The organism is Flavobacterium sp. XN-5 (genome assembly GCF_008033395.2).
Lineage (GTDB): Bacteria > Bacteroidota > Bacteroidia > Flavobacteriales > Flavobacteriaceae > Flavobacterium > Flavobacterium hiemivividum.
In genome coordinates this window covers 24,730-48,139 of record NZ_VOGZ02000001.1, presented here as the reverse complement: position 1 = coordinate 48,139, position 23,410 = coordinate 24,730, and the positions used below count along the sequence as shown (strand labels likewise).

Sequence of the window (23,410 nt, the reverse complement as noted above, 5' to 3'; positions counted from 1 at the left end):
TTTTTATTTGCTCTTCTTTTTTATATTAGCCAAAATAAACCGCATTATATGAAACCCTATATTTTAATTCTGCTTCTATTTTCTCTCGTTTCTTGTTTAAAAAAGGACAAAACTACTGCCGATCTAATAATTACTGAGGCCACGATATATACCGTTAACAATTCTTTTGACACAGCAACTGCTATGGCGGTTATTGAAGGTGAGGTAGTTGCTATTGGTACAGATGAAGAGATTACAAATAAGTTTAAATCTAATAATACAATCAATGCAAAAGGGAAATTTATCTATCCTGGTTTAATTGATGCGCACTGCCATTTTTATGGTTACGGAATGAATTTGCAGCAAGTGGATTTGAGAGGAACTAAAAGTATGCAGGAAGTGATAAGTCGTATTCAAGCTTTCCAAAAAGAGAAAAATCTTAAGTTTATTGTTGGAAGAGGTTGGGACCAAAATGACTGGGCAGTTAAAGAGTTTCCTTCTAAAGCAATTTTAGATAAATATTTTCCTAATACTCCTGTAGTATTGAAAAGGATCGATGGTCACGCCATAGTTGTTAATAGTAAAGTATTGTCAATGGCAAATATTACTAAAGATACAAAAGTAACTGGCGGACAAATTGAAATCGTAACTGGAGAACTAACGGGGATTTTAATTGATAACCCAATGGAATTAGTATTTAATATAATTCCGAAACCGACGGTGAAAAGTCAAATAGCAGCGCTGTTAGAAGCTGAAAAAGTGATGTTCGAATACGGATTAACTACAGTTAATGATGCTGGTTTAGAGCCTCAAGTTATTGATTTAATAGATAGTTTACAAAAGTCAAAGGCGATGAAGTTAAATGTTTATGCAATGGTTTCTGCCAATCAAAAAAACATAGATTTGTATTTAAAAAAAGGTATATATAAAAGTGATAATCTAAATGTTCGTTCTTTTAAGATGTATGGAGACGGTGCTTTAGGATCTCGCGGCGCTTGCTTACATCAACCGTATTCCGACAGTCCGAACCAACTAGGTGCTTTAGTTACTTCCATTCCTGATATGAAAGCGATTGCAGATAGACTTACCGCATCCTCTTTTCAATTGAACACACATGCAATAGGAGATTCTGCAAACACGGCAATATTGAAAGTTTACAAGGCGGCTTTAGAAGGGAAGACAGACAGACGTTGGAAAATTGAGCATGCACAAGTAATACAAGAGGCCGATTTTGATTATTTTAAGTTGGGAATTATTCCTTCGGTCCAACCTACGCATGCGACTTCAGATATGTATTGGGCCGAAGATAGATTAGGAAAGAATAGGATTAAGAATGCTTATGCCTATAAAAAGTTATTACAAAAAGCAGGCGTTATCGCTTTAGGTACTGATTTTCCTGTTGAAGAGGTTAATCCTATGTTGACTTTTCACGCAGCAGTTGCCAGAAAGGATGCTAAAGGTTATCCTAGAGATGGATTCCAGATGGAAAATGCATTGACTAGAGAGGAAGCTTTGAAAGGGATGACAATTTGGGCTGCTTTTTCTAATTTCGAAGAAAAAGAAAAAGGGAGTCTAGAAGTAGGTAAATGGGCAGATTTTGTAGTGTATGACCAAGATATTATGAAAATACGAGACAGTGAATTGTTGAAATTGAAGCCTTTGAATACTTATTTGAAAGGTGAAAAAGTCAAATAATCGTACTCTTTAAAATGCGATTTACAATTTATAACGTAATACTTCGGATTGTATCTGTTTTAATTTCATTTTTATTGTATTTATATATATTTGATTGATGATTATAATTAGATAACGCATTTGTGTTTTGTTTTTGTAACCATTTGCGCATCTTTGGGTTACCAAAATAAAGAAAAATAATAGGATTATGTGCGGAATATTAGCCATTATAGGTAAAGGAAAAGATGGGGAATCAGTAAAAGAGCTTTCAAAAAGAATGTCACACCGTGGCCCGGATGAAAGTGATTTACATGTGATGGAAAACGGTAATGTTTTAAGTCATGAACGTTTATCTATTATCGATTTGCATTCAGGAAGACAACCCATTCAGGGAAGTTCGACTGCCTATATGGTTCATAATGGTGAAATCTACAATCATCAAGAGCTAAGAGATGGAGTTTTAAAAGACCATTCTTTTCGAACAAGATCAGATTCGGAGGTAATCGTGCATTTGTACGAAGAATTTGGATATGATTTTTGTGATAAGATTGATGGTGATTTTGCGTTTGTTATAGTAAACGGAGATGATTTTATCGCTGCTCGGGATCCACTGGGAGTAAAGCCCTTGTATTACGGTTTAGATCCAAGAGGCCGAATCTATTTCGCTTCAGAAATGAAATCTCTTGCTGACCAGTGTAAAACATTTTCTACATTTCCTCCAGGACATTATTACACCCAAAAAACAGGTTTTGTAAAGTATTACAGACCAGTTTATGAGGATTATGAAAAGGCTGATCAAAAGTTAGATCTCGAATTAATTCGAATGACTTTGACTGAGGCTACCCGCAAGCGTTTAATGAGTGATGTGCCCATTGGTGTATTATTGTCAGGAGGTTTAGATTCTTCATTAACATCGGCGATTGCTTCACGATTATTGGCGGAGCAAGGAAAAAAACTACACTCTTTTTCTATTGGTTTAGATGAAAATGCTCCCGACGCTTTGGCGGCAAGAAAAGTGGCTGATTATTTAGGGACTGCGCACCATGAGATTCATTTTACTGCTGAAGAAGGTATTGCAATATTGGATAAATTAATATGGCATTTAGAAACCTATGATGTGACATCGATAAGAGCCAGTACGCCAATGTATTTTTTATCGAAAGCAATAAGCGACGCAGGCGTTAAAGTGGTATTGTCTGGCGAAGGAGCTGATGAAATTTTTGGAGGTTATTTATATTTTAGAAACGCACCGTCTGCTGATGAATTTCAAAAAGAAGCAATAGAAAGAGTTCAAAAATTATTCACTGCCGATTTATTAAGAGCAGATAAATCTACTATGGCTCACGGACTAGAGGCTAGAGTGCCATTTTTAGACAAAGAGTTTCTAGGAATAGCGATGCGTATTAATGCAGAAGAAAAACAGCCTAAAACTTACGATGGTAAGGAAAAATACATATTAAGAAAAGCATTCGATACTCCAGAAGATCCTTATTTACCACAAGAGGTGTTATGGAGGCAAAAAGAACAATTCTCTGATGGAGTAGGGTACAGCTGGATCGATCAATTGATCACGTATTGTGCTTCGCAAGTTACAGACGAACAGTTATCTGGAGCTGTGGCTGAATTCCCATACAATTCACCACTTACAAAAGAGGCTTATTTTTACCGATCCATTTTTCATAAGCATTACCCGCAAGTGAGTGCGGCACAAACGGTTAGAAAATGGATTCCGAAATGGCAGGAAAACCAAGACCCGAGTGGTAGAGCAAATGAAGCTCACGTATTAGCGGATATGGAAATAGTAAAAAGTAGTGTTGTAATTTAAAGTATTAGTTTGAGTTACGATTCTTTTCGTAAGTCAATTTGGTATTGAACAAATAGGTTGTCGGTGTGGGTTTTTGCGCTAGGACGAAAAATAATTCCTATTTTATTCTTCAAAATGATTATCGATGTTGATTTTTACGACCTAGGCTTATTTAGGCCTCTGTCGTAAAGAACAATACTTCCCGCAACAGATACATTCAGACTTTTTTCAGATTTAAATTTTACCAAATGATGGCATTTTTCGATTGCTTTTTTGGATAGCCCATTATCTTCAGCACCTAGTAAATAAACACAACGTCTAGGATGTTCGAAAGTCTCTAAATCTGCAGCGTTCTCGTCTAATTCAACACCAACCAAGCGGGCGCCTTTGGGTAGATTTTTGAAGAAATCATCAAAAGTATCGTAATGGAAATACGGAATTGATTTTACCGCATTATGGGTGTCTGAAGATTGTTTAGCATATCGATTTCCAATCGTGAAAATATAGCTTGCTCCTAGGTTTTGTGCGGTTCGCCATAAAACACCTAAATTTTCTGGCGTTTTACCGTTTTGGATGCCGATACCAAAATACTCTGTTGTAAAATTATCATTCATGCTGCAAAAATACAAACTGTTAGTAGTATTGCCAAGTTTTAAATTTGTTTAAAAAGAGTTTGATGTTGTTTGAGATATTTCAAAAACAAATTTTGAGAAGTCAATTATTACAGTTTTTGGTAATTGAATGTGAAAATGCCATGGAAATTGATATTTATTGTTAATAACTTAACGTCTTAAAAAGCTATTTTAACGGCAATATAGTTTACGTTTTTATATATTTGCGTGTTAGACGAAATTACATTTTTAGAATAAATCATATGAGCGAAGAAATCAAGAAGGACAATTATTCAGCGGATAGTATTCAGGCATTAGAAGGAATGGAGCATGTAAGAATGCGTCCATCGATGTATATTGGAGATGTGGGGGTTCGCGGACTTCATCATTTAGTTTATGAGGTGGTAGATAACTCTATCGATGAGGCAATGGGAGGTCACTGTGACACCATTAGCGTTGATATAAATGAAGATGGTTCAATTACTGTAGAAGATAATGGTCGTGGTATTCCGGTAGGGATCCATAAAAAAGAAGGAGTTTCAGCTTTACAGGTTGTAATGACTAAAATTGGAGCTGGAGGAAAATTTGATAAAGATTCTTATAAAGTTTCGGGTGGACTTCACGGTGTTGGGGTTTCTGTGGTGAATGCATTGTCAAATCATCTTACAGCAACTGTTCATAGTAGTGATGGTAAAGTGTATCAACAAGAATATGAAAAAGGAAAAGCATTATATCCAGTAAAACAAATTGGAGATACTGATAAAAGAGGAACAATTGTAACTTTTTATCCAGATCCAAGCATATTTACACAATCTATAGAGTATTCTTACGATACTTTGTCTGCTCGTATGCGTGAATTGTCATTCTTAAATAAAGGAATTACAATCACTTTTACAGATAAAAGAGAGCTTGATAAGGATGGGAATTTTGTTGCTGAAATCTTTCATTCTGATGAAGGTTTAAAGGAATATATTAGATATTTAGATGGAAATCGTGAGCCTATCATTGCACATGTAATTTCGATGGATCATGAAAAAGGAGAGATTCCAGTTGAGGTAGCTTTGATTTACAATACAAGTTATACTGAGAATATTTTTTCTTATGTGAATAATATCAATACACACGAAGGAGGAACGCACTTGCAAGGTTTTAGAACGGGTCTTACTCGATCTCTTAAGAAATATGCGGATGCTTCTGGAATGTTAGATAAGTTAAAATTTGACATTTCTGGTGATGACTTCCGTGAAGGTCTTACGGCGATTATATCTGTAAAAGTGCAAGAGCCACAATTTGAGGGGCAAACTAAAACTAAACTTGGAAACAGAGAAGTAGTTTCTCCAGTTTCTCAAGCAGTTTCAGAGATGATCGAAAATTATTTGGAAGAAAATCCAAATGACGCTCGTATTATTGTGCAAAAAGTAATTCTTGCAGCGCAGGCACGTCACGCTGCCAAAAAAGCACGTGAAATGGTTCAGCGTAAAACCGTAATGGGTGGCGGTGGATTGCCAGGAAAACTTTCTGATTGTTCAGAGCAAGATCCTGCAAAATGCGAAGTATACCTTGTCGAGGGAGATTCGGCTGGTGGAACGGCTAAGCAAGGTCGTGACAGAGCTTTTCAAGCAATTTTACCTTTACGTGGTAAGATTCTGAATGTTGAAAAAGCAATGCATCATAAAGTATTTGAAAACGAAGAGATTAGAAATATATTTACTGCGCTTGGAGTTACCGTTGGTACTGAAGAGGATAGTAAAGCATTGAATATTTCAAAATTACGTTACCATAAAGTAATTATTATGTGTGATGCCGATGTCGATGGTAGTCACATTTCTACTTTAATTTTGACATTTTTCTTTAGATTTATGAAAGAATTAATCGAAGAAGGTCACGTGTATATTGCGGCACCACCTTTGTATTTAGTTAAAAAAGGGAATAAAAAAGAATATGCTTGGAATGATGTTCAGCGTGATCAAGCTAATGAAAGAATGGGTGGTAGTGCAGCAATTCAACGTTATAAAGGTCTTGGAGAGATGAATGCGGAGCAATTGTGGGAAACTACGATGGATCCAAGTTTTAGAACCTTACGTCAGATAACTATCGAAAGTTTAGCTGAGGCAGATAGAGTTTTCTCTATGTTAATGGGGGATGAAGTGCCACCAAGAAGAGAGTTTATCGAAAAGAATGCTGTTTATGCAAATATTGATGCATAATTAAGTCTACTAAATCAACTAACTAACCAGAAATACACATATAAAATATGAAAGTTACAATTGTAGGAGCAGGAAATGTAGGAGCAACTTGCGCAGATGTCATTTCTTATAGAGGAATTGCAAGCGAAGTAGTATTGTTAGATATTAAAGAAGGATTTGCTGAGGGGAAAGCATTAGATATTATGCAATGTGCCACTAATACGGGATTTAATACGAGAGTTTCAGGTGTTACAAATGATTACTCAAAAACTGCTGATAGTAGTGTGGTTGTTATTACTTCTGGAATTCCAAGGAAACCTGGAATGACTCGTGAAGAATTGATAGGAATCAATGCAGGAATCGTGAAAATGGTTGTTGAAAATGTATTAGTTTATTCTCCAAATGCGATAATAGTAATAGTTTCAAACCCAATGGATACTATGACGTATTTAGCATTAAAATCCACTGGATTACCAAAAAACAGAATCATAGGAATGGGTGGAGCTCTTGATAGCTCTCGCTTTAGAACCTACTTGTCAATGGCTTTGGGTAAACCTGCTAATGATATTTCGGCGATGGTTATTGGAGGACACGGGGATACTACAATGATTCCTTTGACGCGTTTAGCTTCCTATAATGGAATTCCAGTATCTCAATTTCTTTCAGAAGAGGCTTTAGAAAAAGTAGCTGCAGATACCATGGTTGGTGGAGCAACGCTTACAGGACTTTTAGGAACATCAGCTTGGTATGCGCCAGGAGCGTCAGTTGCTTATTTAGTTGATAGTATTTTGAATGACCAAAAGAAAATGATCGCTTGTTCTGTATTTGTTGAAGGAGAATATGAGCAAAATGATATTTGTATTGGAGTGCCATGTATAATAGGTAAGAATGGTATTGAAGAGATCATAGAAATTGAGCTGAACGATATAGAAAAAGAGAAGTTTTCTAAAAGTGCAGTTGCTGTTAGAGCAATGAACGACGCGTTGAAATCAATTTTAGCTTAATAAATGTGTTATATAATAAAGAAGACTGCACTTATGCAGTCTTTTTTTTGAGATTAATCGATAAATAAATTGGTTAATCTTAACCATAATTATATATTTGCTCGGTTAAAAAAAAATAATATAATTCTTGGTTTTCGTTTTTAGGAATGAAACCGTGGGCCGAGGGTGTTTTATAAGGGTTGAAAATAAATAAATATAAAATAATTAATTTTTAGTAATAATGCAGAATAAAGGACTTATTAAATTTTTCGCAATTCTATTTGCATTGGTAAGTATTTACCAACTTTCTTTCACTTTTGTCGCAAACAATGTAAAAAGTGATGCCAAGGCATTTGCTGCAGGTGACTCAGCAAAAGAATCAAAATACTTGGATTCCATAGGTAGGGAAAAAGTATTTAATCTTGGATTTACAGATTTCACCTTTAATGAAGTTAGTGATAAGCAAATCAATAAAGGTCTTGATTTAGAGGGAGGTATCAACGTGATACTTCAAATCTCTGTAAAAGATATATTGAAAGGATTATCTAATAATTCTAAAAACCCTGTATTTAACAAGTCTCTAGCCGATGCGACAGCTAATACACAAGGAAATGTTTCTTATTTAGACAAGTTTTTTGATGCTTTTGAAGCAAATTCTAAAGGGACTGTAAAATTAGCTTCGCCAGATATTTTTGCAAACAGAAGTTTACAAGGAGAAGGTGGAGTAGACTATCAAATGACGGATGCTCAGGTTGAAAAAATTATTAAACGTAAAGTTGACGAATCTGTAGAAAGTGCATTTGGAGTACTTAGAAAAAGAATTGACAAATTTGGTGTTACTCAACCTAATATTCAAAAATTAGGAGAATCTGGAAGAATTCTTGTTGAACTTCCTGGTGCTAAAGATGTAGATAGAATTAAAAAATTATTACAAAGTACGGCTCAATTAGAGTTCTGGGAAACGTACAAAATCGAAGAAATCGGTAATTTTTTAATGGCTGCAAATGAGTCATTGAAAAAAACTGAAATTGCGGTTGTGGAGACAAAACCAGTCGTGAAAGATTCTTTGAGTGCTTTATTAACAGACGCGAAAGATACGGCTACTGCTGTAAAAGGGAACAACCCTTTATTTGATAAAATTATTGCTCAAGGTGGTGGACCAGTTTTAGGTCTTTTTTCACCAAAAGATACTGCAACAATTAATGGATACTTCAAAAGACAAGATATTAAAAATTTATTGTCAGCAGATCAGCGTTATGCTAAATTTGTTTGGGGGAAACTTACAACAATTAGAGATGCAAAAGATAAGGATGTTGAAGCAGTAGAATTATACGCTTTAAAAGGAAATAGAGATAATGTAGCTGCGATGAGCGGTGGTGTTGTAACTGATGCTAGTGATTCATTTGATCAATTAGGAAAGCCTTCTGTTTCTATGCAAATGAATGGTCAAGGTGCAAAATTATGGGAAGAGTTAACAGGTAGAGCATACACTCAAAAAAGTAATATTGCTATTGTTCTTGATAATATCGTTTATTCTGCGCCAGGTGTATCTAGCGGACCTATTTCAGGTGGAAGATCTGAAATCTCTGGATCATTTGACGTTACAGAAACTAAAGATTTAGCTAATGTTTTAAGAGCTGGTAAACTTCCTGCCTCTGCTGATATTGTTCAGTCAGAAGTTGTAGGGCCATCCCTAGGACAAGAAGCTATTGATAATGGTACAAACTCAGCACTTTTAGGATTGTTTATTGTATCACTTTGGATGATGATTTATTACGGTAAAGCGGGGTGGTATGCTAATGTTGCATTGGCAGTTAACTTACTTTTCTTATTCGGAATTCTGGCGAGTCTTGGAGCTGTATTGACTTTGCCTGGTATCGCCGGTATCGTTTTAACAATGGGTACTGCTGTAGATGCGAATATTATTATTTATGAAAGAGCAAAAGAGGAATTGCGATCTGGTAAAACATTAAAAGAAGCAATTAGTTCTTCATACAGCTGGACAGGAGCGATGCGTTCAATTGTTGATGCAAACGTTACTCACATTTTAACAGGTGCTGTATTGTTTATTTTTGGTTCAGGACCAATAAAAGGTTTTGCAACTACTTTATTAATAGGTATTATTACTTCTTTGTTTACTTCTATTTTCATTGCTAGAATATTTTTGGATTGGAGCGCTGATAAAAACAGTAAAATAACATTTGTTACAAGATTTTCGAAAAATCTATTCACGAATTTCAATTATGATTTCCTTGGAGTAAAAAAATATACCTATATCTTTTCAAGTATAGTAGTAATTGTAAGCTTTACCTCATTAGCAATTAATGGTCTTGATCAAGGTGTGGATTTTGTAGGAGGAAGAACATTCCAAATACGTTTTGAAAAACCAGTTGATACTGAAACAGTAAAAGTAGGTTTGGCAGAAGTGTTCGAAGGTAGTGCTGAAGTAAAAGTTTTTGGTAATGATAATCAGTTAAAAGTAACAACAAAATACAAAGTTCAGGAGCCGGGAATCAAAGCTGATGAAGAAGTAAATAAATTGTTGTTTGATAATTTAAAGCAATATTATTCTGCAGATATGACTTATAATCAATTTGTGAATGCTTACGATGGTAAAAAATTCGGAATTGTACAAGCTTCTAAAGTTGGACCTACGGTAGCAGAAGACATTAAAACCAATGCTTACTGGGCAGTTCTTGGAGCGATGATTATCGTAGGTTTGTATTTGATTATCAGTTTTAGAAAATGGCAGTACAGTTTAGGTGCAATTGCAGCTATTGTTCACGATGTTATTTTTGTGTTGGGTATTTATTCTTTATGTTATAAATTTATGCCTTTTAGCATGGAAATTGACCAGCATTTTATCGCTGCAATTCTTACTGTTATTGGGTATTCGATGAATGATACTGTAATTGTATTTGATAGAGTTCGTGAATATTTAGGAGGAAAAGCAAAAGGTAGTTTTAATAGTATCGTAAATCAATCTATTAATAGTACAATGTCTAGAACTATTAACACCTCATTAACTTTGATTTTAGTATTGTTAATTATGTTCGTATTTGGTGGAGAATCTATTCGTGGATTTATATTTGCTATGTTAATAGGTATGGTTGTAGGAACTTATTCGTCATTGTTTATTGCAACTCCTGTTTTGTGTGATACAATTCCAGAGTCAGAACATAAAAGAATTGAAGAAGAACATAATGCTTAATTAAATTATGTTTATATATTTTAAAAGACCCGATATTATCGGGTCTTTTTTTGTTTAAAAAGTAAAGTGTAATTATTTTTTAATTTACTAACTTTAATAGCGTCAATGGAGTCACGAGATACCCATCGCTCTTTATTATTAGTCGTTTTTAAAGAAGACAATAATTGTGGAATTAGTTTTATTAAAGTGACATTTTTTATATATTTACTTGATATTGATGTAATAGACTGTATTATTTATGATTTAAACGTTAAAGTATTATGGAAAAACAACTAAGGTCCTTTTATTATCTTTTAGTACTGGTATGTTTATCGAATATTTCTTTGTTTGCTTCTATTAGAGCGGATATTTTTAATCCAAAGGCTATAACGTTGGCACCTGCCGCACCTGCTGTTGTTTCGCCGATTTATTATTGTCAAAATAGTGCTGTAACACCACTACCAGCAAGTCCTTCAGGAGGTGCAACATTGCTTTGGTATTCGAGTAACACGGGAGGGGTTGGTTCTCCGATAGCCCCAAGTCGATCAAATGCTTTGGTAGGTCAAACAAAGTATTATGTAAGTCAGATAGATGCAACAGGAGAGAGTCCGAGAGTTGAAATTATAGTAAATGTTGTTGCTGATAATGGTTCGAAGATATTACTCTTTAGATGTGATCCTAGTCAAATTGCAGCCGCTGATAAAAATAGTTCCGTTTTTTTTGATTGGACAAATACATCAACTTTACCGAATCAGTATACTTATAGTTATACTATTGATGGAGGGTCTGCGGTTCCGGGAACTGCGACTAATTCCAATTTCCAAGTCTTTGGCTTGTTACCTGGGCAATCAGTTACCTTAACGTTATGGCACACAACTTACCCTTGTGATCGTTCAGTTTTAACCTGTAGTGTTCCTTGTGGCGCTGCAACAACGACTCCTGATTTTGCTCAAATTCCTCCTATTTGTTCTGGAGATGCAGCTCCGGTTTTAGGGAGTAGATCTCTAAATGGGATTACAGGAACTTGGTCTCCGTCTACAGTAGATAACACTGTAACTGGTGATTATGTATTTACTCCAGATCTTCCCGCATTTCCATGCGCAAACAAGCAAACTATGACAATTACAGTAGGCGCTTTTAAAGAGCCAGGGTTTGAGGATTTGACTATTTGTTATGACAGGTCTCCTCCAATTTTGCAAAACACCTCTCCTAATGGAATTACTGGTATTTGGTCACCCAATGTGATAGATAACAGGAATGATCGTTCTTATCTGTTTACACCAGACTCAGACCCTTGTGCTCTTCCAAAAACTATAAATGTTTTTGTGAAACCAGTTGATACGCTTGTGGATTTTCAATGGACAGTTACGCAGGCTTTTTCAGATAATCAGATGATCACGATTACTGCTGAAGCTGTAGATATTGACTATTTATATCAATTGGATGACGGACCGTTTCAGGAAAGTCCTGTGTTCGAAAATGTATCTTCAGGTTACCATACGGTAACAGTAATCGATAAATATGGTTGTAGTGACCCAATTACAAAATCAAATATTCTTGTTATTGGTTATCCTAAATTTTTCACTCCTAATGGTGATGATTATAATGATAGATGGAATATATTTACACTGCAAGACGATTTGGCTTCCAAAATTCACATATTTGATCGATACGGTAAATTATTAAAAGAAATTAGGCCAGGTGGTACTGGTTGGGATGGGACCTATAATGGTCGTGAAATGCCAGGGAACGATTATTGGTTTGTTGTTGAATACCAAGAAGACGGTATTTTAAAAAAGTATAAGTCTCATTTTTCTCTTAAGAGATAATAAAAAAAGCTTCCGTTTTGGAAGCTTTTTTTGATATATGTGTAAATTGTGTTTTAAATCTTAACTGGCTTTTCAGCTGTGAAAATAAAATAAAGCCCAACAAGAATAAAAGGGATGCTAAGCCATTGTCCTGTTGAAAGTAAACCTAAGGCACTTTCAAATCCGCCTTGACTTTCTTTCACAAATTCGACAATGATACGTACAGTAAATAAAAGTACTAGGAAAAGTCCGAATAGGAATCCTGATTTTTGTCTTATTTCTGTTTTCCAATACAAGAAAAACAAGACGGCAAAAACGAAAATATAACAAAATGCTTCATACAACTGAGTAGGATGTTTTACGGGAACTTGTTCGAGTAAATTGGCAAATCTAGGATCAGAAGCTATCGCGTGATACGCTGCCTTAGGATTTGGTATTTGAGTTGCATTGACTGCTTCTCTAGGGCTAAAATGATCATGTAGAAATTTTATTCCAAAAGGAGAGTTGGTCTCTTTACCTATAATCTCTGAATTGAAAAAATTACCTAGTCTTACAAAAATAGCTCCACTCGCTACAGCAATAACGATTCGGTCTAAAATCCATAACAAAGGTCTTTTTAATATTTTCTTGCTAAAGTAATACATAGCTGCTATTATAGATATCGCAGCTCCGTGGCTTGCTAATCCTTGGAAACCCGTAAATTCAAATGTTGGAGAGAATCGAAATGGTAAAAATATTTCTAATAAATGATTGCGGAAGTATTCCCAATCATAAAAAATAACGTGACCTAATCGCGCTCCTAGTAAGGTTGCAAGAACGGTCCAAATGAATAAAGAATCAAGTTTCTCTATAGATTCACCTTCGCGCTCAAAGATGTTTTTCATGATGTACCATCCCAGTCCAAAAGCTATTACAAACATTAGACTGTAGTAACGAATTATGAAAAAACCTAAATCAATACCTTCTGATGGGTTCCAAACTATGTTTAAAGCGTGTGTCATTATTTTTTATTTGATGTAAAAATACATTTTTTGTTTTGAGATTCAATAGGATATTGAATTTATACCTTATTTTATGAGATCCTATCAGCTCAGAAATTAGAATCGTACTATTTTCTACTTTCAGTGGTCGGATTTCTTTTTAGGGACGGGATCATAACCCGTTTTTCCCCATGGATGACAACTTAAAATCCGTTTAAGCCCCAAGAACCCACCATAAAATAAACCGTGAGTTTTTAATGCTTCGATCATATAAGCCGAACAAGTGGGTTGAAATCGGCAGCTGGCTGGCATAAGCGGTGATAAGACCAATTGATACAAGCGAACCAACACGATAAAAGGAAATATGAGGATTTTTGAAAACATATTTTAATTAATTGTCAATCAGTTTTTTAAGTTGATTTCTAAACACTAAAAGTCGTTCCTTCTTTACTATCTTTCAATTGAATTCCATAAGCGATCAACTGATCTCTTATTTGGTCAGATAGCTTAAAATTTTTATCGGCTCTGGCTTGATTTCTCATTCCTATTAGCATATTTACAACTGCTTCTAGTTTTTCGTTACCGCTGTCTGCTGTTTTCTCATCTTCCAATCCCAATACATCGAATACAAATGCATTCATTGTAGTAGAAAAATTTTCTAAGTCAACCGCATTTAAACTTTCTTTTTCTTCTTTTAATAGATTGATAAAGCGAACTCCTTCAAATAATTGTGCGATTAAAATGGGTGAATTAAAATCATCATTCATTGCGTCATAGCACAATTGTTTCCAAGTTGTAATATCTAGTGAGCTAGTTGCAGAAGCACTTATTTGTTTTAGGGTAACTAAGGATTCCATTAATCTTTTGTATCCTTTTTCGGCGGCAACAATTGCATCATCAGAAAAATCAAGAATGCTTCTGTAGTGCGCTTGTAACATAAAAAATCGCGCTACCGATGCAGGAAAGGCTTTGCTTAAGATGGAATTTTCACCAGTTAAAATTTCTCTTGGTAAAATATTATTACCCGTAGATTTAGCCATTTTTTTACCGTTCAAAGTCAGCATGTTAGCGTGCATCCAGTAATTAACCGGAGTTTGACCAGTACAAGCTTCATTTTGTGCGATTTCACATTCGTGGTGTGGGAATTTTAAATCCATTCCACCACCGTGAATATCAAAATGATTCCCTAGGTATTTTGTACTCATGGCGGTACATTCTAAGTGCCAGCCCGGAAAACCCTCGCTCCATGGAGAAGGCCAACGCATAATATGCTGTGGCTCTGCTTTCTTCCAAAGCGCAAAATCCTGTGGATTTCGTTTGTCTGTTTGTCCGTCAAGATCGCGGGTGTTGGCAAGCATGTCTTCAATATTTCGACCGCTTAATCGACCGTAATGATTCGTCTCATTAAATTTTACAACGTCAAAATAGACAGAGCCATTGGCTTCATAGCCAATTCCTTTGTCAATAATTGTTTTGATAATTTCTATTTGTTCAATAAGATGTCCAGTTGCTGTAGGTTCGATACTTGGAGGCAAGAAGTTAAAAGCTTTCAAAATTTCGTGAAAGTCAACGGTATAACGCTGAACGACTTCCATTGGTTCTAACTGCTCTAAACGTGCTTTTTTAGCAATTTTGTCCTCACCATCTTCTGCATCATCGACAATATGTCCTACATCAGTAATATTACGTACATAGCGCACTTTAAAGCCTAAATGCAGCAAGTACCTAAAGATAATGTCAAAAGACATAAAAGTTCTCACATTTCCAAGGTGCACATTGCTATAAACCGTGGGGCCGCAAACATACATTCCTATGCTGCCTTCATTAATAGGTATAAATGTTTCTTTCTCTCCTGAAAGAGAATTGTATATTTTTAACTTCTGTGTAGTATATAAAGGCATGTTTATTTTTTTTAAAGCTGTCCAGCATTCCGGCAGGCAGGTTCCTGCTTTCCGTTTCAATCTTTTTATCTCGTTCTTGAGACGAGATAAAAAGGATTTTTACTGCAATCAGGGCTATGGATTTGTGGATAAATAACGAATAAATTACTTAGAACTTTGTGTCTAATTTAATGTAATCCAAAAACTCTCTTCGAGCTTGAGTTTCTTTAAATTTTCCACCAAATTCAGAAGTAACAGTGCTACTTTCGATATCACTGATTCCTCTTGAATTTACACATAAATGTTTTGCGTCAATAACACAAGCAACGTCTTCAGTACCCAAAGCATTTTGTAATTCCTGAACGATTTGCATCGTCAAGCGTTCTTGTACTTGCGGTCTTTTCGAATAATATTCAACAATTCTATTCATTTTTGAAAGACCAATTACTCTTCCATTAGAGATATAAGCAACATGTGCTCGTCCAATAATGGGCAATAAATGGTGTTCGCAAGTAGAGTAGACGATAATGTTTTTTTCAACTAACATTTCGCCGTATTTATAATTATTGTCAAATGTAGATGCTTTTGGTTTTCTTGCAGGATTCAATCCTCCAAAAATTTCTTTTACAAACATTTTAGCGACACGGTTAGGCGTGCCTTTTAAACTATCATCTGTCAAATCCATCCCAAGTGTGATAAGGATACTTTCAACATCTTTTTTTATGCTTTCTATTTTCTCGTCATCAGTAATATCAAAAGCGTCTTTTCGTAGTGGATTTGTTGCACATGAACCAATATGATTTTCTCCTATTTCGTCATGAATTTCTTCATTATGTTTCATTAAAAGCTACTGTTATAGTGGGTTTATATATTTAGGGTGTAAAGATAATTAATAAATACTAAAGAATTTCTAAAGGTTTTAATAATTAATAGGCTCTTTGCGCACGTTATCAAGTTCGTTTTCTTTCGAAAAGTACTATAAAAACAAACGGCAATAACTTTAATTGTTATTGCCGTTGCAAGGTATTGTCTTAGTAATGAGTGTTAAATCGATAATCGAATAAGTTTACATCGTAATTCTCATAAAAGTTCTTGCGCTATTACTTAGAATTATAAACTTTAATTGCTTCTTTAAGAATTTGTACCGCTTTTATTAAATCTTCTTTCTTTAAGACATAAGCGATACGTACCTGGTTTAAACCTACTCCGGGAGTGGAATAAAACCCTGCCGCTGGTGCTACCATTACCGTTTCTCCATTAAGATCATAACTTTCTAAAAGCCATCTTGCAAAATCATCTGCATTTGCTACGGGAAGTTCAACAATACAGTAGAAAGCTCCTTTTGGAGTCGCTACTTTTGCACCTTCAATTTTATGTAATTCTGTGATAAGCGTGTCTCTGCGTTCTCTGTATTCCGAAATTACTTCGTCAAAATAACTTTGAGGAGTGTCAAGTGCGGCTTCACTCGCTACTTGAGCAAATGTAGGCGGACTCAATCTTGCTTGTGCAAATTTCATTGCTGCACCCATTAATTCCTTGTTTTTAGAAACAATGCAGCCTATTCTTGCACCACACATACTGTATCTTTTAGAAACAGAATCAATCATGATTGCGTTTTCTTCTAGTCCAGGAATGTTCATTACAGAATAATGAATGTCGCCATCATAAGTAAACTCTCTGTAGACCTCGTCAGCGATTAAGAACAAATCGTGTTTTTTAACTAGTTCTGCTAGTTGCATCATTTCCTCTTTTGAATACAAATAACCTGTAGGGTTTCCTGGATTGCAAATAAGGATTGCTTTTGTTTTTGGCGTAATTAGTTTTTCAAAATCAGCGATTGCAGGTAATGCAAAACCAGTATCAATCGATGAAATAACTGGAACAACATTCACTCCAGATGCAGTCGAGAAACCGTTATAATTAGCATAAAATGGTTCTGGAATGATGATTTCATCTCCTGGATCCATAGTGCTTCCCATTGCAAAAAGTAAAGCTTCAGATCCACCAGTTGTAATGATTATATCTTCAAAATTGATTGGTAATCCTTGATTTTGATAGAATTTAGACAACTTAGTTCTATAGCTTTCGAAACCAGCTGAGTGACTGTATTCTAAAACTTTAATATCAAAATTCTTTATGGCCTCCATAGCGACCTCAGGTGTCTTGATATCCGGTTGCCCGATATTTAAGTGATATACTTTATGTCCTTTTTTCTTAGCAATTTCAGAAAACGGAACTAATTTACGAATAGGAGATTCGGGCATTTGCGTACCCTTGTTTGATATTTTTGGCATAGTTATAAATGTTAAAATGCAAATTTGCGAATTTTTTTTTGAACTAAATAAGCTATCAAGCCTATTTATTGTTAAATGTGTAATATTCATCCGTTTTTTAAGTAATTTTATAAAAACGTTTAGTAATGACAAAACGACTCCTTTTCTCCATCTTTGTCCTCTATGCCGCGACTACTTTGGCGCAGGAAGGATTTCAATTTAAGAACGAGGATAAAAAGACAACTATTCCTTTTAAATTAATTAACAACCTAGTGTTTATCCCAATAAATGTCAATGGAGTAGAATTGACTTTCTTGTTGGATTCTGGGGTTCAAGAGACCATTCTTTTTAGTTTAGAAGAAAAAAACGATCTGAGCCTTAAGAATATTGAGAAAATTATTTTGCGAGGTTTAGGAAGCGAAGAAGCTATTGAAGGCTTGAAATCAGCAGGCAATGTATTAGAAGTTAAGGGTATAAAATCCGTAAATCACTTGCTGTATATTATCGTCGACCCAAATTTTAATTTGTCATCTCATATTGGGATTCCAGTACACGGAATTATGGGTTATCCTTTCTTTAAGAATCATCTAATCGAAATAAATTATGATAAAAGAAAAATAGTTTTCTATAATAACAGCCAAGTAAATAGAAAAAAAATAGAAGATAAATTTAAAAAAGTTCCTATTACTATCGAAAAATCCAAACCATATCTTTACGCTACCGTTGCTATTGATTCTACTAAAGTGGACACTAAATTACTAATAGATATTGGAAATAGTGATGCGATTTGGCTTTTTCAAGATATTTCTAAAAATATAAAGGTGCCTAAAAATAATTTTGATGATTATCTAGGACGAGGATTTAGCGGTGACGTGGAAGGGAAAAGAGCGCGAATTGCATCATTTTTAGTTTCTGATTTTAAATTCTCTAAGCCGATTGTCGCTTTTCCAGATTCTAGCTCTATACGGCATGTAACGATGGTTCCAGATCGGGTAGGTTCTGTTGGTGGTGAAATTCTAAAGAGATTTTCAGTGATTTTTGACTATCCCAATGGATTTTTATACTTAAAGAAAAATAGACATTATTCAGCGCCATTTCTTTATAATAAAAGCGGAATTGAAATTATGCATTCTGGAGTGCAATGGGTTAAAGAAACAGTGCCACTTCAAGCTTTCCCCATAACTGTGGATCATTTTGATACTAGTAGGGAGAAAAACAGTTCTAATTTTAAATATAAATTTGAATTAAAACCTGTTTTTGAAATCGCCAATATTAGAAAAAATTCACCAGCAGCAAGCAGTGGTTTAAAGGTAGGAGATGCGGTTATTTCGATAAATAATAGCCCAGCCTATAAATATTCCTTGGAGCAAATTAATTCACTTTTAAGACCTGAAGATGAAAAATGGCTAATGCTGGAAGTCGAAAGAAATAGCCAACTGTTGAAGTTTAGATTTCAACTAATCGATGTATTGTAAATCCTACTTAGCGTAAAAAAAAAAGGCTTTCTTGATATAATCATCAAGAAAGCTTAGTGCTTTTAAAGTTGCTATGAACTAATTAGAAACTACTTCTCCTTTAATTTTTAAGGGAACTCTGCCTTCATCATAGTTAGTAGCATTAGATTCTACTGTTATTGTTTTTCTGATAGGTCCTACGGCCATGTTGTACTTCACTTCAATTTTACTTGATTTCCCTGGTAAAATGGTGTCAGTTTGTTTAGATAATATGGTAGAACCAGCGGTAGATTGAACTGCATATATAATTAATGGAGTAGTACCCGTGTTTGTAAATTCAAATACTCGAACGCCATTGTCTTTTCCTTTTACTATTGTTCCGTAATCGATCGTATTGTTTTCAGCTTTAAAATCAATTTTCGCCCTGTTCTGGGCAAATCCAATACCGCTAAAGAATACGACTGCTATTATTGTTGCTATTTTTTTCATAAGAAATTTTTTATGGATAAAAAGTAAATTTAGTTTCTTTTATTTAAAGCACAAATTTTTATTTCTCTTTTTATAGTCTACTTAATTATTTACTTTTGTTCCCTATACGAATTACAAATATCAGACCAAAGTTTAATTTTGGTTTTAACAGTTGCTTTTTATGACAATTCCCGCACAATTTGACGCCAAGACTATTGAAGATAAATGGTATGACTACTGGATGAAAAATAATTATTTTCACTCTGAGCCAGACCACAGAACACCCTATACCATTGTAATTCCTCCTCCTAATGTTACAGGAGTTTTGCATATGGGACACATGCTAAACAATACGATTCAGGATGTCTTGATAAGAAGAGCACGTCTAAAAGGATTTAATGCGTGCTGGGTTCCCGGTACAGATCACGCTTCGATTGCTACCGAAGCTAAAGTTGTTGCTAAACTAAAAGCCGAAGGAATCAATAAATCTGATTTGTCTCGTGAGGAATTTTTAAAGCACGCTTACGACTGGACTGACAAATATGGTGGCGTAATTCTAGAGCAGTTAAAAAAACTAGGAGCTTCTTGCGACTGGGAAAGAACTAAGTTCACTATGGATCCTGACATGTCAGCATCTGTAATTCGTTCTTTTGTCGATTTGTATAACAAAGGATTGATTTATCGTGGATATAGAATGGTAAACTGGGATCCAGAAGCCAAAACCACGTTATCTGATGAAGAAGTTATTTTTGAAGAAAGACAAGGGAAATTATATTTCTTAAAATATAAAATCGAAGGAAGTGAAGATTTCTTAACGATTGCTACGACACGTCCGGAAACAATTTTTGGAGATAGTGCGATTTGTATTAATCCAAATGACGAACGTTTTGCTCATTTAAAAGGTAAAAAAGCAATTGTGCCTATTTGTGGTCGTGTGATTCCAATTATCGAAGATGAATATGTAGATATCGAATTCGGGACTGGATGTCTAAAAGTGACTCCTGCTCACGATATGAATGATAAAACTCTTGGAGAAAAACACAACTTAGAAATTATTGATATCTTCAATGAAGATGCGACAATGAATAGTTTTGGTTTGCATTATCAAGGAAAAGACCGTTTTGTCGTTCGTGAAGAAGTTGCGTTAGAATTAGAAAAAATTGGAGCACTTGCAAAAACAGAAATTCACTTAAACAAAGTAGGAACTTCTGAAAGAACAAAAGCTGTTATCGAACCTCGATTATCTGATCAATGGTTCTTAAAAATGGAAGATTTAGTAAAACCTGCGATACAATCAGTATTGGTAGACGGAGATATTAAATTACATCCTAAACGTTTTGAGAATACATACGCACACTGGTTGAATAACATCCGTGACTGGAATATTTCCCGTCAATTGTGGTGGGGACAGCAAATTCCTGCCTATTTCTATGGAGATGGTAAAGAGGATTTTGTAGTTGCTGAATCTATAGAAGAAGCACTAAAGTTAGCACAAGAAAAAACTTTAAACTTTAAACTTGAAACAAAAGACTTAAAACAAGATGTAGATGCATTAGATACATGGTTTTCTTCTTGGCTTTGGCCAATGTCGGTTTTTGGAGGAATAATGGATCCAGAAAGTGAAGATTTTAAATACTATTATCCAACCAATGATTTAGTAACTGGTCCAGATATTTTGTTTTTCTGGGTAGCGAGAATGATTATTGCGGGTTATGAGTACACCGATAAAAAGCCATTTACAAATGTATATTTGACTGGTTTAGTTCGTGACAAACAAAGACGTAAGATGTCTAAATCATTAGGGAACTCACCAGATCCATTGGATTTAATTGAGAAATTTGGTGCTGATGGTGTTCGTGTAGGATTGCTTTTGAGCGCTTCTGCAGGGAATGACATTATGTTTGATGAAGAATTGTGTAACCAAGGTAAAGGGTTTACCAATAAAATATGGAATGCCTTCAAATTGATAAAAGGATGGGAAGTATCAGATACAATTCTGCAACCAGAATCTTCAAAAGTAGCTATCGAATGGTATGAGGCTAAATTGCAACAAACCTTATTGGAAATCGAAGACAATTTTGAAAAGTATAGAATTTCAGAAGCTTTAATGGGAACCTACAAATTAGTGTGGGATGATTTCTGTTCGTGGTTCTTAGAAATGATAAAACCGGCTTATCAACAGCCAATTGACAGCGTAACTTTTGCGAAAGCGATAGAAATGCTTGAAAATAATTTAAAAGTATTGCACCCATTTATGCCGTTCTTGACAGAGGAAATCTGGCAAATCATTGCCGAAAGAACTCCTGAAGAAGCTTTAATCGTTTCGACTTGGCCAGAATTGAAACCGTTTGACGCTAAGTTAATTTCTGATTTTGAAAGTACTGCTGAAGTGATTTCTGGAATTAGAACCATTCGTAAAGACAAGAATATCCCATTTAAAGATGCGATTGAACTGAAAGCGATAAATAATGATAAAACGTCGACTTATTTTGATTCGGTTGTAACCAAATTAGGAAATATCACGACATTAGAATATGTTACTGAAAAAGTGGATGGAGCTTTGTCTTTTCGTGTCAAATCGAATGAATATTTTATTCCAATTACGGGAAATATAAACGTAGAGGAAGAGATTGCTAAACTAACAGCAGAATTAAATTACACAAAAGGGTTCTTGAAATCAGTACAAGGAAAATTGTCTAATGAAAAATTTGTTGCTGGAGCTCCTGAGAAAGTATTGGCAAACGAGAAACAAAAAGAGGCAGATGCTTTAGCTAAAATAGAAACAATCGAGCAAAGTTTGGCTGGATTGAAATAGAGATTAGACTCTTGTTAAAATAAGAAAATCCCAATACTGAAAATTTTCAGGATTGGGATTTTTATTTATCGGAATAATGTTTCATTGCTGCTATTACATTAACAGTTACTATATCTTGTTTGACCTTATAAATAAGTCTATCTTTTTTGTTTATTTCCCTTGACCAGAATCCAGAGAGTTTGTGTTTTAGCGGTTCAGGATTACCAATTCCTTCAAAAGGAGTTTCTGTTAGTTCTTTTAATATTTTAGCGATTTTCTTAATACTCGCCTAATTTCCTGATTTGTAATGGATTTTCAAGTGTTTATCTGCTAACTCTTCTATTTCAATCCTAAACTTCCCCATATATAATTTGGATCAATAGTTTTATAATTTCCTCGTTTCTCAGTCTCCAAGATTTTTTCTATAAATTCTGGATTGTACGGACTTTCCTCGTTTATTTCAACTCCTTTATTTGTTACGGCTAATAACTTTGCCATTTCTAGCAATGCTTTACCAGCTTTGGTACGCTCATTTATGGTTATAGTTGTCATGATAATTAATTGTTTAATGTTACAAAGACACAAAATATCGAGGCATTAAAGAGCAGGTTGGTTGATCGTTAAAACAGAGAAAAATAAGCGCAAACCTTTAATTTTTAAATGTTTAAAGTGGCCTTTTTTGTGGATTTAATTTCGCCTCAAGAAATACTCCACTTTACTGTAATAATCCTCACCATAATATTTCATAAAATCACCATTGGATTTCAGAATAAAGAAAGCTTCGCAATTTTCATGAAGTGTAAATACATTGTCGTAAAAAAAACCGGAATCTTTTATAAAATCTTTTTGTTCTTCATAGATTTCTTTGTTAACTACGTCCTCTGAAAAAACAAAAAAATCAATAGTATTGTATTTTTTACTGATCCTTTTCGAAATTTCAATTGAACGATCAAAGCCTGAGAAGCTAATATTATTAATATTAAGGCTAAGACAGTTTGGAGCTCTTTGACTATAATTGATCAAAATTGATTTGTCTGCAGGTATTTCAGCATTTAATTCCTTTATAATAAGGCTTCTTATTTCCTGAAACTGTTGGGGATTTAACTTTCCTTTAAAGGATTTTCTACTTTCAATATATTGCTTATTTAATACAGAATTAAGCACTGTAGTAGGGCTTGTAGTTGTTTGAGAAATACAAGAAGCGCTAATGAGTATTAAAATCATGTAGAATATTTGCTTTGTAGATGAATTCATAAACTTTTATTAGCATTAATTTCGAATAACATGAATTAGTTATTATTTCTTTTAGACCTTAAAAAATACGAA

Annotated in this window: 18 protein-coding genes; 8 read left to right on the top strand and 10 right to left on the bottom strand. The window is 34.6% G+C overall.

What is annotated here, in order from left to right:
* Window positions 1-48: 48 nt before the first annotated feature.
* Entirely contained in the window at window positions 49-1,674 is a 1,626-nt protein-coding gene (locus tag FQU23_RS00200; RefSeq protein WP_147672077.1) for an amidohydrolase, read from the top strand.
* A 187-nt stretch (window positions 1,675-1,861) separates the two neighbouring features.
* On the top strand, window positions 1,862-3,478 hold the full coding sequence (asnB, locus tag FQU23_RS00195) for an asparagine synthase B (RefSeq protein WP_147672076.1): 1,617 nt from the start codon (window positions 1,862-1,864) through the stop codon (window positions 3,476-3,478).
* Window positions 3,479-3,612: 134 nt separating this feature from the next.
* On the opposite strand, the gene FQU23_RS00190 is transcribed toward asnB, so the two are convergent.
* Window positions 3,613-4,071, bottom strand: a complete 459-nt coding sequence (locus tag FQU23_RS00190; protein WP_147672075.1) for an RNA methyltransferase — start codon at window positions 4,069-4,071, stop codon at window positions 3,613-3,615.
* 260 nt (window positions 4,072-4,331) lie between these two features.
* On the opposite strand from FQU23_RS00190, the gene gyrB reads away from it, so the two are divergent.
* The 4 genes from gyrB (at window position 4,332) to FQU23_RS00170 (ending at window position 12,256) form a co-directional block, all read left to right on the top strand.
* Window positions 4,332-6,275 carry a DNA topoisomerase (ATP-hydrolyzing) subunit B gene (gyrB, locus tag FQU23_RS00185; protein ID WP_147672074.1) on the top strand — a complete coding sequence of 648 codons (1,944 nt, stop codon included), beginning with the start codon at window positions 4,332-4,334 and terminating at the stop codon, window positions 6,273-6,275.
* Window positions 6,276-6,322: 47 nt separating this feature from the next.
* Window positions 6,323-7,258 carry a malate dehydrogenase gene (locus FQU23_RS00180; RefSeq protein ID WP_132108034.1) on the top strand — a complete coding sequence of 312 codons (936 nt, stop codon included), beginning with the start codon at window positions 6,323-6,325 and terminating at the stop codon, window positions 7,256-7,258.
* Between the two features lie 220 nt (window positions 7,259-7,478).
* Window positions 7,479-10,448, top strand: a complete 2,970-nt coding sequence (gene secDF, locus FQU23_RS00175; RefSeq protein ID WP_147672073.1) for a protein translocase subunit SecDF — start codon at window positions 7,479-7,481, stop codon at window positions 10,446-10,448.
* A gap of 260 nt (window positions 10,449-10,708) precedes the next feature.
* Window positions 10,709-12,256, top strand: coding sequence for a T9SS type B sorting domain-containing protein (locus FQU23_RS00170; RefSeq protein WP_147672072.1), 1,548 nt, complete (start codon window positions 10,709-10,711; stop codon window positions 12,254-12,256).
* A 53-nt stretch (window positions 12,257-12,309) separates the two neighbouring features.
* Here FQU23_RS00170 and lgt read toward each other — a convergent pair whose 3' ends face one another.
* From lgt to FQU23_RS00145, 5 genes are all read right to left on the bottom strand, one after another.
* Window positions 12,310-13,236 (bottom strand): prolipoprotein diacylglyceryl transferase, encoded by a 927-nt coding sequence (gene lgt / locus FQU23_RS00165; RefSeq protein ID WP_147672071.1) that lies wholly within the window; start codon window positions 13,234-13,236, stop codon window positions 12,310-12,312.
* Between the two features lie 120 nt (window positions 13,237-13,356).
* Window positions 13,357-13,599, bottom strand: a complete 243-nt coding sequence (yidD, locus tag FQU23_RS00160) for a membrane protein insertion efficiency factor YidD (protein ID WP_147672070.1) — start codon at window positions 13,597-13,599, stop codon at window positions 13,357-13,359.
* A 38-nt stretch (window positions 13,600-13,637) separates the two neighbouring features.
* Complete coding sequence (gene cysS / locus FQU23_RS00155; RefSeq protein ID WP_147672907.1) at window positions 13,638-15,116, bottom strand: cysteine--tRNA ligase; 1,479 nt, start codon at window positions 15,114-15,116, stop codon at window positions 13,638-13,640.
* A gap of 148 nt (window positions 15,117-15,264) precedes the next feature.
* On the bottom strand, window positions 15,265-15,936 hold the full coding sequence (gene folE / locus FQU23_RS00150; RefSeq protein ID WP_132108029.1) for a GTP cyclohydrolase I FolE: 672 nt from the start codon (window positions 15,934-15,936) through the stop codon (window positions 15,265-15,267).
* A 259-nt stretch (window positions 15,937-16,195) separates the two neighbouring features.
* Window positions 16,196-17,389, bottom strand: a complete 1,194-nt coding sequence (locus FQU23_RS00145; RefSeq protein ID WP_147672069.1) for a pyridoxal phosphate-dependent aminotransferase — start codon at window positions 17,387-17,389, stop codon at window positions 16,196-16,198.
* Window positions 17,390-17,514: 125 nt separating this feature from the next.
* Between FQU23_RS00145 and FQU23_RS00140 the strand changes: the two genes are divergently transcribed.
* Complete coding sequence (locus FQU23_RS00140) at window positions 17,515-18,843, top strand: retropepsin-like aspartic protease (protein WP_147672068.1); 1,329 nt, start codon at window positions 17,515-17,517, stop codon at window positions 18,841-18,843.
* Window positions 18,844-18,921: 78 nt separating this feature from the next.
* Here the strand turns inward: FQU23_RS00140 and FQU23_RS00135 are convergent, their stop codons facing one another.
* On the bottom strand, window positions 18,922-19,311 hold the full coding sequence (locus FQU23_RS00135; RefSeq protein WP_147672067.1) for a DUF1573 domain-containing protein: 390 nt from the start codon (window positions 19,309-19,311) through the stop codon (window positions 18,922-18,924).
* A gap of 160 nt (window positions 19,312-19,471) precedes the next feature.
* On the opposite strand from FQU23_RS00135, the gene FQU23_RS00130 reads away from it, so the two are divergent.
* Complete coding sequence (locus FQU23_RS00130) at window positions 19,472-22,105, top strand: valine--tRNA ligase (protein ID WP_147672066.1); 2,634 nt, start codon at window positions 19,472-19,474, stop codon at window positions 22,103-22,105.
* 61 nt (window positions 22,106-22,166) lie between these two features.
* On the opposite strand, the gene FQU23_RS16125 is transcribed toward FQU23_RS00130, so the two are convergent.
* The 3 genes from FQU23_RS16125 to FQU23_RS00115 all read right to left on the bottom strand — a co-directional run bounded on the left by FQU23_RS16125 (window position 22,167) and on the right by FQU23_RS00115 (window position 23,338).
* Window positions 22,167-22,313: a type II toxin-antitoxin system YoeB family toxin gene (locus tag FQU23_RS16125; RefSeq protein ID WP_410503905.1), complete on the bottom strand. Its 147-nt coding sequence runs from the start codon at window positions 22,311-22,313 to the stop codon at window positions 22,167-22,169.
* Window positions 22,314-22,423: 110 nt separating this feature from the next.
* Window positions 22,424-22,636, bottom strand: a complete 213-nt coding sequence (locus FQU23_RS00120; protein WP_147672065.1) for a DUF2683 family protein — start codon at window positions 22,634-22,636, stop codon at window positions 22,424-22,426.
* A 135-nt stretch (window positions 22,637-22,771) separates the two neighbouring features.
* Window positions 22,772-23,338 (bottom strand): hypothetical protein, encoded by a 567-nt coding sequence (locus FQU23_RS00115; RefSeq protein WP_147672064.1) that lies wholly within the window; start codon window positions 23,336-23,338, stop codon window positions 22,772-22,774.
* Window positions 23,339-23,410 lie beyond the last annotated feature (72 nt).

Bases quoted from the DNA above. Each gene is read 5' to 3' on its own strand.
- FQU23_RS00200 (WP_147672077.1), top strand. From the start codon at position 49: ATGAAACCCTATATTTTAATTCTGCTTCTATTTTCTCTCGTTTCTTGT.
- asnB (WP_147672076.1), top strand. From the start codon at position 1,862: ATGTGCGGAATATTAGCCATTATAGGTAAAGGAAAAGATGGGGAATCA.
- FQU23_RS00190 (WP_147672075.1), bottom strand. From the start codon at position 4,071: ATGAATGATAATTTTACAACAGAGTATTTTGGTATCGGCATCCAAAAC.
- gyrB (WP_147672074.1), top strand. From the start codon at position 4,332: ATGAGCGAAGAAATCAAGAAGGACAATTATTCAGCGGATAGTATTCAG.
- FQU23_RS00180 (WP_132108034.1), top strand. From the start codon at position 6,323: ATGAAAGTTACAATTGTAGGAGCAGGAAATGTAGGAGCAACTTGCGCA.
- secDF (WP_147672073.1), top strand. From the start codon at position 7,479: ATGCAGAATAAAGGACTTATTAAATTTTTCGCAATTCTATTTGCATTG.
- FQU23_RS00170 (WP_147672072.1), top strand. From the start codon at position 10,709: ATGGAAAAACAACTAAGGTCCTTTTATTATCTTTTAGTACTGGTATGT.
- lgt (WP_147672071.1), bottom strand. From the start codon at position 13,236: ATGACACACGCTTTAAACATAGTTTGGAACCCATCAGAAGGTATTGAT.
- yidD (WP_147672070.1), bottom strand. From the start codon at position 13,599: ATGTTTTCAAAAATCCTCATATTTCCTTTTATCGTGTTGGTTCGCTTG.
- cysS (WP_147672907.1), bottom strand. From the start codon at position 15,116: ATGCCTTTATATACTACACAGAAGTTAAAAATATACAATTCTCTTTCA.
- folE (WP_132108029.1), bottom strand. From the start codon at position 15,936: ATGAAACATAATGAAGAAATTCATGACGAAATAGGAGAAAATCATATT.
- FQU23_RS00145 (WP_147672069.1), bottom strand. From the start codon at position 17,389: ATGCCAAAAATATCAAACAAGGGTACGCAAATGCCCGAATCTCCTATT.
- FQU23_RS00140 (WP_147672068.1), top strand. From the start codon at position 17,515: ATGACAAAACGACTCCTTTTCTCCATCTTTGTCCTCTATGCCGCGACT.
- FQU23_RS00135 (WP_147672067.1), bottom strand. From the start codon at position 19,311: ATGAAAAAAATAGCAACAATAATAGCAGTCGTATTCTTTAGCGGTATT.
- FQU23_RS00130 (WP_147672066.1), top strand. From the start codon at position 19,472: ATGACAATTCCCGCACAATTTGACGCCAAGACTATTGAAGATAAATGG.
- FQU23_RS00120 (WP_147672065.1), bottom strand. From the start codon at position 22,636: ATGACAACTATAACCATAAATGAGCGTACCAAAGCTGGTAAAGCATTG.
- FQU23_RS00115 (WP_147672064.1), bottom strand. From the start codon at position 23,338: ATGAATTCATCTACAAAGCAAATATTCTACATGATTTTAATACTCATT.